Source organism: Psychrobacter sp. TWR1-1-1, assembly GCF_049895865.1.
Classification (GTDB): domain Bacteria; phylum Pseudomonadota; class Gammaproteobacteria; order Pseudomonadales; family Moraxellaceae; genus Psychrobacter; species Psychrobacter immobilis_A.
This window is the reverse complement of record NZ_JAFCTE010000006.1, coordinates 1-15,105: the sequence shown is the minus strand read 5'-3', so window position 1 is coordinate 15,105 and position 15,105 is coordinate 1. Positions and strand designations below refer to the sequence as shown.

The 15,105-nt window shown below is 42.6% G+C and carries 14 protein-coding genes; 10 read left to right on the top strand and 4 right to left on the bottom strand.

Going from position 1 to position 15,105, the window contains the following annotated elements; all coding sequences use genetic code 11:
• Positions 1 to 2 precede the first annotated feature (2 nt).
• Positions 3 to 1,001, bottom strand: coding sequence for an arsenosugar biosynthesis radical SAM (seleno)protein ArsS (gene arsS, locus ACP69U_RS07485; protein ID WP_087813911.1), 999 nt, complete (start codon positions 999 to 1,001; stop codon positions 3 to 5).
• 528 nt (positions 1,002 to 1,529) lie between these two features.
• On the opposite strand from arsS, the gene ACP69U_RS07480 reads away from it, so the two are divergent.
• The 7 genes from ACP69U_RS07480 to ACP69U_RS07450 all read left to right on the top strand — a co-directional run bounded on the left by ACP69U_RS07480 (position 1,530) and on the right by ACP69U_RS07450 (position 9,209).
• Positions 1,530 to 3,269 (top strand): amidohydrolase, encoded by a 1,740-nt coding sequence (locus ACP69U_RS07480; RefSeq protein ID WP_426138238.1) that lies wholly within the window; start codon positions 1,530 to 1,532, stop codon positions 3,267 to 3,269.
• A gap of 135 nt (positions 3,270 to 3,404) precedes the next feature.
• On the top strand, positions 3,405 to 4,361 hold the full coding sequence (locus tag ACP69U_RS07475; protein ID WP_087813910.1) for an alpha/beta hydrolase: 957 nt from the start codon (positions 3,405 to 3,407) through the stop codon (positions 4,359 to 4,361).
• Between the two features lie 143 nt (positions 4,362 to 4,504).
• A complete protein-coding gene (gene dapD / locus ACP69U_RS07470; protein WP_060491477.1) occupies positions 4,505 to 5,326 on the top strand; it encodes a 2,3,4,5-tetrahydropyridine-2,6-dicarboxylate N-succinyltransferase in 822 nt (273 codons plus the stop codon).
• A gap of 241 nt (positions 5,327 to 5,567) precedes the next feature.
• Positions 5,568 to 6,299 carry a 7-carboxy-7-deazaguanine synthase QueE gene (gene queE, locus ACP69U_RS07465; RefSeq protein WP_087813909.1) on the top strand — a complete coding sequence of 244 codons (732 nt, stop codon included), beginning with the start codon at positions 5,568 to 5,570 and terminating at the stop codon, positions 6,297 to 6,299.
• Between the two features lie 61 nt (positions 6,300 to 6,360).
• On the top strand, positions 6,361 to 7,515 hold the full coding sequence (locus tag ACP69U_RS07460; RefSeq protein ID WP_087813908.1) for a DMT family transporter: 1,155 nt from the start codon (positions 6,361 to 6,363) through the stop codon (positions 7,513 to 7,515).
• A gap of 131 nt (positions 7,516 to 7,646) precedes the next feature.
• Positions 7,647 to 8,282 (top strand): trimeric intracellular cation channel family protein, encoded by a 636-nt coding sequence (locus ACP69U_RS07455; RefSeq protein ID WP_087815794.1) that lies wholly within the window; start codon positions 7,647 to 7,649, stop codon positions 8,280 to 8,282.
• Positions 8,283 to 8,543: 261 nt separating this feature from the next.
• Positions 8,544 to 9,209 (top strand): trimeric intracellular cation channel family protein, encoded by a 666-nt coding sequence (locus ACP69U_RS07450; protein ID WP_087815759.1) that lies wholly within the window; start codon positions 8,544 to 8,546, stop codon positions 9,207 to 9,209.
• Positions 9,210 to 9,288: 79 nt separating this feature from the next.
• Here ACP69U_RS07450 and recJ read toward each other — a convergent pair whose 3' ends face one another.
• Complete coding sequence (gene recJ / locus ACP69U_RS07445; RefSeq protein ID WP_087815796.1) at positions 9,289 to 11,112, bottom strand: single-stranded-DNA-specific exonuclease RecJ; 1,824 nt, start codon at positions 11,110 to 11,112, stop codon at positions 9,289 to 9,291.
• A 308-nt stretch (positions 11,113 to 11,420) separates the two neighbouring features.
• Between recJ and ACP69U_RS07440 the strand changes: the two genes are divergently transcribed.
• From ACP69U_RS07440 to ACP69U_RS07430, 3 genes are all read left to right on the top strand, one after another.
• Positions 11,421 to 11,936 (top strand): hypothetical protein, encoded by a 516-nt coding sequence (locus tag ACP69U_RS07440; protein ID WP_055123847.1) that lies wholly within the window; start codon positions 11,421 to 11,423, stop codon positions 11,934 to 11,936.
• Positions 11,937 to 12,193: 257 nt separating this feature from the next.
• On the top strand, positions 12,194 to 12,427 hold the full coding sequence (locus tag ACP69U_RS07435) for a hypothetical protein (RefSeq protein WP_087815761.1): 234 nt from the start codon (positions 12,194 to 12,196) through the stop codon (positions 12,425 to 12,427).
• 196 nt (positions 12,428 to 12,623) lie between these two features.
• Complete coding sequence (locus ACP69U_RS07430; RefSeq protein WP_087815763.1) at positions 12,624 to 13,013, top strand: hypothetical protein; 390 nt, start codon at positions 12,624 to 12,626, stop codon at positions 13,011 to 13,013.
• Between the two features lie 153 nt (positions 13,014 to 13,166).
• Here ACP69U_RS07430 and ACP69U_RS07425 read toward each other — a convergent pair whose 3' ends face one another.
• Together ACP69U_RS07425 and ACP69U_RS07420 are read right to left on the bottom strand one after the other, a co-directional pair.
• A complete protein-coding gene (locus tag ACP69U_RS07425) occupies positions 13,167 to 13,544 on the bottom strand; it encodes a hypothetical protein (RefSeq protein WP_087815765.1) in 378 nt (125 codons plus the stop codon).
• Positions 13,545 to 13,822: 278 nt separating this feature from the next.
• Positions 13,823 to 14,875, bottom strand: a complete 1,053-nt coding sequence (locus ACP69U_RS07420; protein ID WP_250162794.1) for a pyridoxal phosphate-dependent aminotransferase — start codon at positions 14,873 to 14,875, stop codon at positions 13,823 to 13,825.
• Positions 14,876 to 15,105 lie beyond the last annotated feature (230 nt).

Genomic DNA, 15,105 nt, shown 5'->3' with positions numbered 1-15,105 from the left:
GGTTAAATCGAGGATATTTCTTCTATCGTCTGATCTGTTGTCTCTTCTTCTAGCGCACCACCGCAGCTACTTCCTTGCCCTGCCGTACAGCCATAGCAATGATCTGCAATGGCAATGTCATCGCTAGCAGGATTTTGCGTTAACAAATCGCTTAGATGCCGACGGGACTTGTTGGGCACTGGAATCTCTAATTGCTGGTTAAAGTCACAATCAAACAACTCTCCTAACCAATTAACGCTGATAGTCGATCGGCACATGACTTCGGTTAAATTGGCGGCCACGTAATTGGCTTTGAGCAAATCCATATAGGGATGAAATTGGTTTTTAGCCAATAGCACCGCACCAAAACGCTGAATCGGCATATTAGTCAAGGCAAATAACTGATGAAATTCGATATCAAAATGCGCTTTTAACTCGCGCTTATAATCTGCTTCAAGCTGCTGTTGATTGGGCGGCAGCGTCGCACCTTGCGGGTTATAGACAAGGTTCAGCGTGAGTTCTGACCCTTTCTTGCCGTAGCCAAGCGCATTGAGTTTATGCAGTCCCAATATACTGTCATCAAATGCGCCCTTGCCGCGCTGCTTATCGACATTTTCTAATGAATAACAGGGCATTGAAGCCACCACTTCGACCGCATTGTCTGCCAAAAACTGCGCCATGTCCTCATACCCTTCTTCCATCAGGATAGTCAGATTACAGCGATCAATTACTTTTACACCCAAGGCGCGCGCGGCTGTGACCAAATACTTAAAGTCTTCGTGCATCTCAGGCGCACCGCCCGTTAAATCAAGCGTCTCGATATTTTGTGCTTGCAAGACTTCTAGAATCAACTCAACAAGCTCACGCGACATCATCTCTGTGCGGTAAGGACTGGCAGCCACATGACAATGCACACAAGACATATTGCATAAGTAACCCATATTGACCTGTAGCGTGGTTAACTCACGACGTTTGATCGCTGGGAAATCCGTATGCTCGAGTAATTCGATAGTTGATTTCATAATGGTATAAAATCCTGTTAGTAGCACCTCTAAAGCAAGAAGAATAACGCAAAAATAAAAGGTTAAAAAAGACAAATTCATACGCAAGCAATTGCTTCTTATGACTATTTAATAAAACGATCATCTCGTTTTTAGCCTTATCACTTTACGATTTATCTAATTAATCATACCTGATTGTGAAACAATATTGACAACTAATATCGTAATTTTCACCTTTTATGCCAAATGAGCATGACGTCTCGTAGGATGTCATACAGCACTTGTCAATTTGGCTTTTAAGATATTATATTCAGCAGATTTATAGATCGATCTTCTCCTCTAGTTGGCAATGCCACAGTTGTCAGTGCAAAACTCTTAAATAGCATTGACCGCACAAGGCTTTATCGCTAAATTGGTTGCAACATTCCTATCTTTTAAAACAATATTCACTGATAAAATATAAATACTTTTAGAATATAGAAAACCCACCATGTACCAATGCTTATGACACACGGATGTAAGCATCAAATCACCTTTAAGGATAACGTAATGAATATGAGCACATTACTAAAACCAACTGTACTGAGCATTGGATTAATGAGTGTCATAGGTTGCACTACCATGCAGACCGCGCCCAAGGATATGAGCAACTCAGCAACTGTCTATTACAATGGCAACATCATCACGATGGAGGGCGATCAGCCACAAATGGCTGAAGCCTTAGTCACCCAAGCGGGCAAGATTGCCTATGTGGGCAATTTACAAGAGGCGCAATCGAAATATAAAAATGCCGCGCAGATTAATCTACAAGATAAAACCTTATTACCCAGCTTTATCGATCCGCACAGTCATTTTGATATGGTGTCAAACACCATGGGTCAGGTCAATCTCAACCCGCCGCCCATCGGTCAAGTCGATAGTATTCCAAAAATGATGCAAACGCTAAAAGAGTATAAAGTGGACAATAACATTGCTGATGGCGACTGGATCTTTGGTTGGGGTTATGATGAAACTCAGCTCGCCGAGGGGCGTCATCCGACCAAAAGCGAGATTGATAAAGTACTGCCAAACAATCCAGTGTATTTACAACACACAAGTGGTCACATGGGCGTCGCAAACAGCAAGGCGCTTGCCATGATGAACATCACTGCTAACAGTAAAAATCCAGCAGGCGGTAATATTGCTCGAATTAAAGGCTCTAATGAACCAAACGGTCTCGTACAAGAAACGGCGATGTATCCGTTCGTGCGCAATATGCTAGAAGTGTTAGCGCCGAATCAAGGCAAATTCTTTGAGCAGACGCAAGAGTATTATGCAAAGAATGGCATAACGACGGCGCATAACGGTTCGACAGCTCGAAACACTATTCAGTTTTTTCAAAAACAAGCCGATGCAGGTAAACTTAAAATTGACTTGGTCGCACTGGCAGGAGTGAGTGACTTAGATGAGAATTTGGCTGATAAAAACTTCGTATGGAAAACCTATCAAAATGGTTTTAAAGTACAGGGTACCAAAATCGTCGCAGATGGCTCGCCACAAGGCAAGACCGCCTATTTTAGCCAACCTTATCTCACACCAGTTCCAGATTGTGAAAAGGACTGCCGTGGTCTACCAAGTGTCAGCCAAGATGAGCTGAACGAGATGTTTGTCAAAGCCTATGCTCGTGACAATCAGCTCTTTATTCATAATAATGGTGATGGCGCAACCGATATGCTCATCAAGGCACACGAGTATGCCGTCAAAAAGACTGGTCAAGCAGCTGATAAAGATCGCCGTACTGTGCCCATCCATGCTCAATTTGCCCGACCTGATCAGCTAGCAGCATTCAAAAAATACAATATGGTGCCGTCCTTCTTTACCAACCATACTTACTTTTGGGGAGATGTACACGTTAAAAACTTAGGTAAAAAACGTGCCGACTTTTCAAGCCCGATTGCCACTGCTGATAGAATGGGACTTAGATACACCAATCACTCTGATGACACAGTGACACCTGTTGACCCATTATTTTCAGTCTGGTCAGCAGTCAATCGCACTTCGCGCTCAGGTAAAATCATTGGTAAAAATGAGCGAGCGACGCCGTATCAAGCGTTAAAAGCCATTACCAGCAATGCCGCTTATGAGTATTTTGAAGAAGACAGCAAAGGCACCTTGACGCCAGGAAAACTGGCTGATTTGGTTATCTTGGATGCCAACCCATTAACCATAGAGGCAAGCAAGCTCAAAGACATCAAAGTCATCACAACCATTAAAGAAGGTCAAACAATTTACCAACGTCCAGTACAATAGTTCATGGTAAGCGCCGTATAATAAGCCAAATTTTAGCAGGCGATTTCAAATCATCATGCCTGCTATTCATTAAGATGATGAACCATTAAAGCTATTTATTAAAAACATTCATTAAAACTGTTTAAGGAACCCTATATGAGTACCAACACCGATACAGGTAACGACCACATTCTCTCCTCCGATAATATTCATTACTTGCATCATAATTTTTTTGAACCAAGCCATGAAAACACAGCGGTAAAAGCCACGTTACTGATTGTCCACGGTATGGCAGAGCATAGCGGACGTTACGCAGACTTCGCTCAGTTTTTAGCGGATCATGGTATCGCAGTGGCAACTTATGACCATTTGGGACATGGAAAGACCGTCAAAACATCAGCAGATTTAGGTTTTTTTGGTGAAGAGCATCCAGTACAGTCCCTGTTAAAAGACGTCATTGTCATGGCAGATAGCTTAAAAAACCGCCATCCTGACGTGCCACACTTTGTAATGGGTCACTCTATGGGCTCGTTTATTGTGCGTAATGTCCTAAAGCACCATGCACACAATTTTACAGGTGCTATTTTGATGGGTACAGCAGATGCCAACCCCTTGACTAAAGTACTACTCCCAGTCAATAAAATACTGGCAAAAGTAGCACCCAAAAAACCAAATGCAATGTTTGCCAAGGTGATGAATAAAGTCTTGAATAGTAAGCTTGAAGATCGCATCTCTTCATCAGAATTTGCATGGTTAACTGAAAATCCTGCCGCCATTGAAGCCTATGAAGCAGATCCCTTAACGGGCTTTGATTTCACCAATAATGGCTTTATGACATTATTCTTTCTGATGGAAACTGGCTTGAACAAAGGCTGGGCAATGACTATTCCAAAAAACTTCCCGATGCTATTTATCAGCGGCGAAGATGATCCTATCGGAGATATGGGCAACGGCATCCGCAAAATTGTCACGCGCTTAAACAAGCAAAACTTCAGTCAAGTAGATATCCAACTCTACCCAAACATGCGTCATGAGCCTTTGCATGAAAAAGACCACCAAACCGTTTATGAAGATATCTTAGAATGGATAGAAAGCCATAGCTCAGACAATTAACCGCAGCGCTCATCTTGGCGGTTAACTCGTTTGCTAAAAGTCGCCAAATTAGCGACAATACGGCAAGCAAGTTTTTACGCCAAGTCATGCGAGTTATTTAACGATAATATATGCTTTACCTTCCACTAACTTTAGGAACCTTTATGTCATTACAACAAACCATCGAACAAGCCTTTGAAAAACGCAACGAATACAGCCCAAGCACGATGCCACAGGACGTGCGTGATGCTATTAATCAAGTGCTTGAGCAACTAGATAACGGCACATTGCGCGTTGCAGAAAAAAAGGATGGCGAATGGGTCGTGAACCAGTGGGCAAAAAAAGCCGTTTTGCTCTCTTTTCGCTTAAACGACAACTATGTTCAGGCAGCGGGCGAACATGTGCAATTCTATGACAAAGTGCCGACTAAGTTTGCCAACTGGACCGAAGCACAGTTCAAAGAATCAGGCGTACGTGTTGTCCCACCCGCTGTTGCTCGTAAAGGCTCGTTCATCGCAGCAGGTGCGGTATTAATGCCATCGTATGTCAACATCGGCGCGTATGTCGATCAAGGCGCGATGGTAGATACGTGGGCGACCGTGGGTTCATGTGCCCAAATTGGTAAAAATGTGCATTTATCAGGTGGCGTTGGTATCGGCGGCGTATTAGAGCCATTGCAAGCCAACCCGACCATCATCGAAGACAATTGCTTCATCGGTGCACGTTCTGAAATCGTTGAAGGCGTAATCGTCGAAGAAGGCGCTGTTATCTCGATGGGTGTATTTATTGGTCAATCAACGCGCATTTATGATCGCGAAACGGGTGAGATTCATCGTGGCCGTGTACCAGCAGGCTCTGTTGTCGTACCGGGTAGCTTGCCATCAGAAGATGGTACGCATAGCTTATATGCTGCTATCATCGTCAAAAAAGTCGATGCACAAACCCGCGCTAAAACATCAGTCAATGAGCTATTGCGTTTAGCCTAGTATTTCCAATACTTATAGTCTCGTACCCAAACCGTACGGACAGCGACAGATCCTCCTTATTAAAGACGCTGAAGAAAACTTCAGCGTCTTTTTTGCAGCTTAATAGAGGGTGGTGCGTTATAATCCCTTTTTTTGGTTTGGCTTTATCCAAACGCAAAACGCCCATACCAGAACTTGCCTTTTTATTACCATTGATAAATGCCTCATCCCATTAGCAATCTTTAACTGTATTTGACATATTATGAGTGAATCACTATTACGCACCGCCGCCATTCCTGTCACTGATCCTGAAGCGGGTCTACGTTTGACAGAAATCTTTTATTCTTTACAAGGTGAAGCGCTGACCTCAGGCTTGCCAACGATATTTGTACGCTTGACCGGCTGTCCACTTCGCTGTGTCTATTGCGATACTGAATACGCCTTTACTGGCGGCGAGCGGCAGTCGCTAGAAACCATTATAGAGACCATCAAAAGCTATCCTTGCAAGCGTATTTGTCTGACTGGCGGCGAGCCTTTAGCTCAGCCGAACGCCATTGAACTAATGAAGCGCTTACTGAGCGATAGCTATGAAATCTCGCTTGAAACCGCAGGCGCGCTCACGGTAGCAAACGTGCCAAAAGCGGTCAGTAAAGTCATGGATCTCAAAACGCCAAGCTCAGGTGAAGTCGATAAGAATCTATGGTCAAATCTCGACCACCTCACTCAGCATGACCAAATTAAATTTGTCATTATGAATCGTGAAGATTACGACTGGGCGAAAGCCAAGTTGTCTGAGCATAAATTAAATGAATTGGTGGGTACAGTTTGGTTTTCGCCGATGTTTAATGTCGCAGAGGATATCGACGACGAAGTCAGCCCCGATGTACCTGTGTTGGCGCGCGAACTTGCAGAATGGATGTTGGCTGACGCGCTGCCCGTACGCTTCCAATTGCAACTGCATAAAATCATCTGGGCAGATGCTAAAGGCAAATAATAGTCCAATCATCTAAATGGATATTCAACATAAATAGCGACCCAAGGATAGGAATATAGGTATGGTCAAACTCATTTTATTGGGCTTATTATCGGGAGCATTTTTTAGCTCGACGTTTGTGTTAAACGAAGTTATGAGTGCGGCTGGTGGACATTGGTTTTGGTCAGCTAGCCTTCGCTATGCATTTATGTGGCTAATACTCACGGCTATTATAATTATGCAGCATGGTTTTGGGCGTATTACAGAGCTGATGACTATATTCCGTCAACATTGGGGCTTTTGGTGTATTACGGGCAGTATTGGTTTTGGAATTTTTTATACAGGAATATGCTACGCGGCTGATCATGTCGCAGGCTGGGTAGTCGCCGCGACCTTTATGTTTACAGTGGTTGCAAGCCTACTCGTTTTGCTAGCATTCGGACAACGTTTTGATAAAAAATTCATTGCATATGCGTTATTAGTATTTGCTGGTGTGCTACTGGTCAATATCAGTGAAGGACTGCATGCCGCTTCTTTGCTAGATGCTAATGCAGTGCCTATGAAAGATATGCTGCTTTATGGTGCCGTGCCTGCTCTAATAGCCGCCTTTAGCTATCCCATTGGTAACCAGTTGGTTTGGCAGGTATCTTACAACGCTCGCAAGCGTAGTGCCGAGCCTACTAGCACTCAAAAAAGTGATATCCAAGCCAACGAGATTAGTAAAAAAACCACCTCATTTATTACAGAAGCACCTGCTTTGTCAGCCGATATGAGTTATACGGCGGACGCGGTCGATTCCTTAAACCTTAACCACCCCACTCAAACCTTGCCGAGCTCTTTGCTGCAAACTTTAATCGCACGTATACCTGCTATCAAAACCACCCTCCTACAAAATGCCTTTAACAAAGTATGGTTAATGACCTTGGGCAGTCTGCCATTTTGGTTGGTTTTGGGTCTTGTCGTTCATCCGGATTTGCCTGATACTAAGCAGGTATTCAATACCTTACTTGTGGCTCTATTGGCAGGCGTGGCGGCAACCAGTATCTTTTTATATGCCCGTGAAAAAGCGGAAACTTCAAGCGAAGTGGCTGGGGTTGATGCCACTCAGGCAAGTGAAGTGATATTTGCCTTAATTGGCGGTATGCTATTGCTCAATAATACTTTGCCATCAGCGATGGGTTTAATAGGTATTGCTCTGATTATCGTTGGGCTTATTCTATTTGCAAAAGATGGCTAAACTACTACCTAAAGTTAGGTTAACTCTATTTAAATTATTGATATAAGCAACTTCAAAACTAACCTAATCTAACCCAGCCCAGCCCAGCCCAGCCAATCTATTTTGATGGCCATTATATTGGTAATATAATCATGGTTAATGATTTAATTTTTCCTGATATTTTATTATATTTATTAGATATGGTTGGTGTGATTGCTTGTGCGATCGCAGGTACACTGCTGGCACAGCACAAAGGCTTTGATATTGCTGGCTGTATCTTGGTTGCGATGGTCAATGCTATCGGCGGCGGTACACTACGTGATATGGCGCTAGACCGTCATCCGCTCTTTTGGATGACTGACCTCAATTATGTGATCGTCATCACAGTCACATCGCTTATTTTACAAATATTCTTTCATCTGTATCATAAGATTGATAAGGCATTGAAGCTGTTCGATGCCATTGGGTTGGCGGCTTTTAGCGTGATTGGTTTTAAGATAGCATTGACACAAGATATGTCAGCTATTATCGCTATTATGATGGGGGTTTGGACGGCTATTATTGGTGGTCTGCTACGCGATATCATCTGTAATGAGATACCACTGTTACTTCAACGCGAGATTTATATCTCTGCTAGTATTGTAGGTTCGATCACTTATCTGCTGCTTGATCGTTTGGGTGTAAATACTGGGTTGAACGAGTTTGTTATGCTGGGCGTTATCTTTGCTGTACGGATGCTAGCATTACGTTTTGATTGGCACCTGCCTTCTATACGTTTGGTGAAATAAGACTGATATATATGGTTTAAACACTAGGGCGTGTCCTCAATTCAATCGTTTACTTTCTAAATGGCCTAAAAATAGCTAAATTTTGCCAAACATCGTCAAATAGCTTCTTAATATCTCGATATTATTTGCGCTACTTTCCTTGTTTGAAGGTAATTTATCTCATTTTTATCACCATTTTTAAAATGAGGACACGCCCTAAGCTCTACTGCATTGGCTTATAATAATCAGACAATCATCATACAAACTTAGTGAGACTTGCTCATGCTGGCTATCGCATTGAATCCTTCAGCACTAATCACTACGTTTGACCCACGCTCTCTCATTTATCTTTTTGATATGATTGGTATTATCGCTTGTAGTATTTCAGGCACGATACTGGCAAAACACAAAAATTTCGATGTTTTTGGTTGTTTACTGGTGTCTATTGTCACCGCTATCGGTGGCGGTACTGTGCGTGATGTCATTTTAGATCGCCATCCCCTATTTTGGATGGTGGATATGAGCTACCTGACTGTTATCACCATCTCTTCATTAGTGATGCAAATATTCTTTCATCCCAACTCTAAACGCGTTAATAAGTTCCTCAAACTCTCAGATACTATTGGACTGTCAGTTTTTACCTTAATCGGTATCAAGGTTGCCGATAGTATGGGTGCAAATGTGCCCGTGGCATTATTACTTGGGGTGATTACCATTATTGTCGGCGGTATCATCCGCGATATGATCTGCAATGAGATTCCGCTGGTGTTGCAGCAAGAGATTTATATTTCGGCAGCTTTGGCTGGCGGCATCCTCTATTTTGCACTACACAATCTGGGTGTGACAGCTTGGATTGCTGACATCGCTACTATGGGTACGATTTTTACCTTACGCATGCTCGCCATTCGTTATGACTGGCAATTTCCAACCATCGAATGGAAATACTAAAAAAGCGTCAACCTTAAACAAAGTCGACGCTATATTTGCTACTGGTTGAGTATCTTATAATAAGATAATGCCATCATTCCTATATGACTGCTAAATCCCTTACCATCAACTGTAGACTTTGTTTGCCGTTCCACTCGTTGATGTCTAGCTGAAATAATACATGCACTTTTTCTGCACGATAATCCCATATCTCGCTATCAAAGTTAAAATAAATTGCTTCAATCGGATATTGCACATCAGGGTAACGCAGCGACAGTTTAAGGTGCTTGTCTTTTAATATCCTAAAGCTTAACACTTCAAAGACCCCATCAAATATTGGCGGTGCAAAGCCATGACCCCAAATATTGGCATCAGCTAAGTGTTCAGCGAACCACAAGCTAAAGTCACTCGCCTGCAACGCGCCATCAGTGAATTTTTGCTCAGCAAACACTTCATTATCCATCTGTGCCATGACGTCATTAAAAGCCATAACAAACCCATCAAAGTTACGGCGTTTGATCGTTAAGCCTGCTGCCATCGCATGACCACCAAAATGACTGATTAAATCAGGATGGCGCTCGGCAACCTGCTCAATCGCATCACGAATGTGCACGCCAGCGATAGAACGCGCCGAGCCTTTGATAAGGTCATCGTCACTGGTACGCTCTGTATTCGCGGGTGCAAAAACGATACTTGGCAAATAATGACTTTCTTTTAACCGTCCAGCGACGATGCCGATGACGCCTTGATGCCAATCATCTTGATATAAAACGATACTGCGTTTATGATTATTATTCCTCTTTTTCTCAGATCTATTTTGAATAATAACATCCCCGCTTTCATGGTTATTCGCCGTAGCCTCATCGTCCATGTCTGTATCCGCAGCGGCTAATGTCTGTACGATGCTATCCGCTTGCGCGCGCATCTCGCCTTCTACCTGCCGACGCGTCCGGTTTAACTGCTCAAGCTCTTGCGCCAAACGCTGCGCCGTACTCCAGTCATCCGTCAACAAACACTCAATACCGATGCGCATATTGTCCATACGACCAGCGGCATTGATACGAGGTCCTAAGACAAACCCAAAATCTTGTGCCTGCAACTGCTTAGAATCTCGCCCTGCTTGTTCAAGGAGTGCCAAGATACCGAGCGAGCAGCGCCCTTGGCGGATAGCCGCCAGTCCATGATGCACTAAAATGCGATTGTTTTTATCAAGCACCCCAACGTCAGCAATCGTCCCCAATGCCACCAAATCCAAATATTGACTCACTTGCACGGTAGATTTACCGGCTTCGCGGCGCAGCTTGGCTAAGCGTCCAAGCACATAAAATGCCACACCCACCCCTACGAGCGCTTTACTGCTAAAGTGGCAATCGAGCTGATTGGGATTAACCACAGCCTCCGCAGGCGGTGTTTCTTTAGTCGTCAAATGATGATCAGTAATAATCACAGTGATACCATCGGCTTGCGCACGTGCCACGCCTTCATGGCTTGAGATACCGTTATCGACGGTCACTATCACCTCAGGATGATACTTCTCAATACCCAATTCAACAATTTCTGGTGTCAAACCATAGCCGTACTTAAAACGGTCGGGCACTAAAAAGTCAACGACTGCGCCCATTTTTGTAAGCGCACGCATCATTAATGCGGTACTGGTCGCACCATCACAGTCAAAATCACCCACGATAAGGATGCGCTGACCGTCATCGATGGCGACGTCTAATAGACGCACTGCTTCGGTGACACCATGTAGCATTTCGGCTGGCAATAGCGCAGAGAGTTGCGTCTCTAGCTCATCAGGTCGAGTAATGCCGCGACCTGCGTATAAGCGGGCAAGCGTCAATGATTGGGCGGCAAGTGGTTGCAGCGCGGCGGGCAACTCGTCGATGCGAGTGCTGGTATAACGGGGGGTTAAATTTAGCATGTGCATATTCTACTGGCTTTAGCAGAGGGTCACAATGACAATTTTTGGCGGCTTGGTTTATCGTTTTTTGTTGCAGTACATTGTGATAAACCATAGTTTAATACTAGCATAGAGCAAATAATTCATACTCTGTGCATATAATATACATAATATTTCATTTACAAAAACGGTGCAGAGCGACTGCATTTTTCTGCATTTTGCTACAAAGCAATGATTGTATGCCGCTCAGAAATCCATAAAATAGTAAGCAACTGAGATAATTGCTATGTATTGAGATTTTTTATTTTAACCATTTATAAGGATGCTTTATGAAAACCACACCACTGGCTGAAAAACTACCAAATACCATTGACCCTAGCTTGGATCTTGAACAAGTAAAAAAAGAATGTCAAAAGTTGGTAAAAAAACGTGCCAAATATTCTGCTGGTGTTGCCATCGTTCCTGTACCATTTTTTGATGTCGCAGTAGATGCAGGTATGCTTACTCAACTATTACCTGACATTAGCGAGCGATTTGGCTTACTTGAAGATCGTAAGGCGGCAGTTGATTTAGAATCACGAGCCATTCATTGGGGTGCATTAAAAGATCGTACTGTCGATTTTGCAGGGTTGATGGCGACACGTGGTATTGTTAAAAAGACCGTACAAGGCTTTGGTGGTCGTATCGCTGCCAAACAAGTAACGAAATTTATCCCATTAGGGGGTCAAATGGTTGCTGCTACAATGGGCTATATGATTTTCAAAAAAATCGCCAATGACCACATCAATGAGTGCTACAAGCTCGCAAAAGATATTCAGCAAAAGCAACACGGTAAAAATGTCTAAAACAGTTAAAAAACTGACATCAACTTTATAAAATAAAACCAGCTAAGAGCCATTGCCTTAGCTGGTTTTTTTGTGCTGAGTTACGTATATATGGGTTTGAATCGGCTGCTTTGCGCAGAATGCTATTAAGCTAAATAGTATTTACAGTAGAAAATAATAAATACGCTACCCAAATATAGCAATACTTCATGAACAATTCACCTGCCTTATTGATTAAAATCGTTAAAGTAAGATGAATTTTATTCTTGGATTATGGTATGCCAAACTTTAGCGTAGATAGTTATGAGCTCACCTCAACACTGATACTGCTACTAGGTTGCCTCATTCTTTTCATCGCCAGTATTTCGGCGGCGTTTAATGACCATCTTGATGATTGTTCGTGGGAACACCTCACCACTTGGTTATTTATCGTCGGTGGTTTATTGATGATTATCGGCTATATTGGTTATAAAGCCTATGCATATTATCACCCCTATGCGTGGCTGGATTAATAACGTCAAGCTTTGATAAAAAAAAGCTTTATTCAATACTAATAATAGTTGGTGGTGTTATTGATAAGTTTTGCTGATAATATACGACCTGCTTGGAAAAAATACATGTCAACTAGCAAACATCAACTCGTACCAAATGCCAGTTTTTATTAAGCATAAACCTTCAAACCAATAAAAATCTTAAAGGATCAGACCCATGAAAAAAATCTTAATATCAACGGCTATGCTCGCTACCCTCGCTCTATCTGGATGCACAACGACTGATGGCATGAATAATAATGCAGGTACTGCTATCGGTACTGCCAATGAGATTGGTATGAATGTCTTTAAATCAGCGATTGATAACCAATGCCGCAGTCAGATTGAAAAGCAAACTGCTTGGCGTGTGGCTAGCGTGGCTATGACCGACACACAACAAGAAGCTGTAAAAAGTAATGTTTGTGGCTGCGTCAGTGAGCAAGCGCCGCAGCAAGTGACACTCGTTGAATTGGGCAATGCTGCTATCGATTCACAATATCGCACACAGCTGGTCACGAAAGTCGTCGCAAAATCTCTACAAAATTGCTATACCAGTTTTATGAAATAAAATATGATATATCTACTGATGTGTAGTAGATATGGTTGCACAACATTTAAGTTTTAAGACAATAAAATAAGACCTTAAAAAGGGTGCGTTATAAATAACGCACCCTTTTTATTGCTAAGTCTTCGTACCATCTACTTATCTTATTAACTTGGCTTAGAACTTGTTTTTGTCAACTGGATTCTGTGACAAAGCTGCTGTAAAAGGCAGTATTTTACTGCGGCTAAAATACTTAGAAGAGCTATCAATAATCTTATCTACTTCTTTGATCAAATCATTAATAACGTCATCATAAACGCCATGATATAGTTCAGTTTCGAATGCCGTAAAGGGATGCTTACGTGATGCCGAGCCGACCTCTGTCACGCCTTGCTTACTATAAAAAATATCGACTCGACCATCACTGTTGAGTACACAATTTAATACTCCGCCCTCCAGCTCCATCTCTACTCGCTCAGGCATAAAAATATAATCATCTACATTGATGAGTTTTTTTTCTACTTCTCTCTTAAAAAATGATTTGATATCAAACATGGATATATTCCTGACCTTAAAATTATAATATACGTTAGCACGCCTGATTTTACAGCCACTGTCCAACATGTAATCTGCTGCCTGCTCGTTCGTGCTTTATGAATCAATACTATAAGATGACGTGATATTTTTTAAGACAGGATATGTAAAACTGCGTTTGATGTTGGTAAAAATAGAATGTTAGCTGTGGCTTATTTATCCTATTGCAATAAAAAAGGGAAGCTGTGCACTAGGGCGTGTCCCCTTTTTTAATAATGAAACTACTCTATCTGGCTTAATCACACCCAGCCTTTCTCACGAAACGATTTCAACACCTCAACAAACACTGCCATCTCATCAGGTCTGCCAAGCGTCAAGCGATTAAAGCCAGTGATAGGCGCAAACTCGCGACCGACAGCGATGCCATGGTCGCACATTCTATCGATATAGGTTTGTACATCGCCTTTGATTTCGTGAAATATAAAGCTGGCTTGTGATGGTAAGTAGCGTAGTCCAAGCTCATCCAACGTCTGCTCAACCAGCTGACGCGATTGATTGGCAGTATGCAAACTCAACGCCAAAAACGCCTCATCATCCAAAGTTGCTATCGCGGCGACAGCACCAGACAGATTGGTATTATCCACTGAGATAAACGCCTCTAGCTCAGTGATCATTTGCGGACTGGCAATTGCATAGCCGACACGCATACCCGCTAGCGCACACAGTTTAGAGAAAGTCCGAACCACGATAATATTGTCTGAGCGCTGCTCTCTTATCCACGCAATCCCACTCTCAAAACTTGGGTCAGTGACATATTCTGAGTAGGCTTCATCTAGCAAGAAATAATGATGGTCTGGTGCCGTTCCTACCCACGCTTTTAACTCATCTGTGTCAGTAATCGTCGCTGTAGGATTGTTGGGATTGCAGAGATAAAATAAGCTTATACCATCAAAATCATCAGCCACTTTTTGCATATTTTGTAAATCAAAAGAATAGCTTTCAGGCATCAGTGCTACTTTTACCACGGGCACATTGATAGAGGTTGCATATAGTTCCGCATAAGCAAAGGTTGGGTGCGGCACAATTACTTGAAAATTCCTGCCTTCCCTTAACGCTTTGTTTTGCAGCATTTGTACGACCGTGCGGATATTCTCACTGGAGCCGCTGCCTAGAGATATTTGATTTTCAGTCACGTCATTAATTTTCGCAACTTTAATAATTAAGGCTGCACGCTGGTCATCTGGATAACGAAAGCCGATGTCTAAAGCATCGATAACCGCTTTTTTGGCAGAGTTTGCCATGCCTAGTGAGTTTTCGTTAGAGTTTAATTCTATTAATGGATTGGTAAGCACAATAGTAATACGCCTAATTGATACCCATACCAAATATGCAATTAGCAATGTCAAGCTCGCTCAGCCAGCGGATGTAGCACTTGCACTCGTCTTTTTTGCTACTCTGATTATTAGACCTCTTGCAAAAGTCATAAACCAAGCTCGAAATTCACAACAGCGGCGAATAGCTTCATTCTAAGATCATAGCGCTGACGACGGTTGCGATATTTATGAGCAACAATTTTGAACAA

Bases quoted from the DNA above. Each gene is read 5' to 3' on its own strand.
- ACP69U_RS07475 (WP_087813910.1), top strand. From the start codon at position 3,405: ATGAGTACCAACACCGATACAGGTAACGACCACATTCTCTCCTCCGAT.
- ACP69U_RS07455 (WP_087815794.1), top strand. From the start codon at position 7,647: ATGGTTAATGATTTAATTTTTCCTGATATTTTATTATATTTATTAGAT.
- ACP69U_RS07450 (WP_087815759.1), top strand. From the start codon at position 8,544: ATGCTGGCTATCGCATTGAATCCTTCAGCACTAATCACTACGTTTGAC.
- arsS (WP_087813911.1), bottom strand. From the start codon at position 1,001: ATGAAATCAACTATCGAATTACTCGAGCATACGGATTTCCCAGCGATC.
- ACP69U_RS07480 (WP_426138238.1), top strand. From the start codon at position 1,530: ATGAATATGAGCACATTACTAAAACCAACTGTACTGAGCATTGGATTA.
- ACP69U_RS07460 (WP_087813908.1), top strand. From the start codon at position 6,361: ATGGTCAAACTCATTTTATTGGGCTTATTATCGGGAGCATTTTTTAGC.
- recJ (WP_087815796.1), bottom strand. From the start codon at position 11,112: ATGCTAAATTTAACCCCCCGTTATACCAGCACTCGCATCGACGAGTTG.
- ACP69U_RS07430 (WP_087815763.1), top strand. From the start codon at position 12,624: ATGAAAAAAATCTTAATATCAACGGCTATGCTCGCTACCCTCGCTCTA.
- ACP69U_RS07425 (WP_087815765.1), bottom strand. From the start codon at position 13,544: ATGTTTGATATCAAATCATTTTTTAAGAGAGAAGTAGAAAAAAAACTC.
- dapD (WP_060491477.1), top strand. From the start codon at position 4,505: ATGTCATTACAACAAACCATCGAACAAGCCTTTGAAAAACGCAACGAA.
- ACP69U_RS07440 (WP_055123847.1), top strand. From the start codon at position 11,421: ATGAAAACCACACCACTGGCTGAAAAACTACCAAATACCATTGACCCT.
- queE (WP_087813909.1), top strand. From the start codon at position 5,568: ATGAGTGAATCACTATTACGCACCGCCGCCATTCCTGTCACTGATCCT.
- ACP69U_RS07435 (WP_087815761.1), top strand. From the start codon at position 12,194: ATGCCAAACTTTAGCGTAGATAGTTATGAGCTCACCTCAACACTGATA.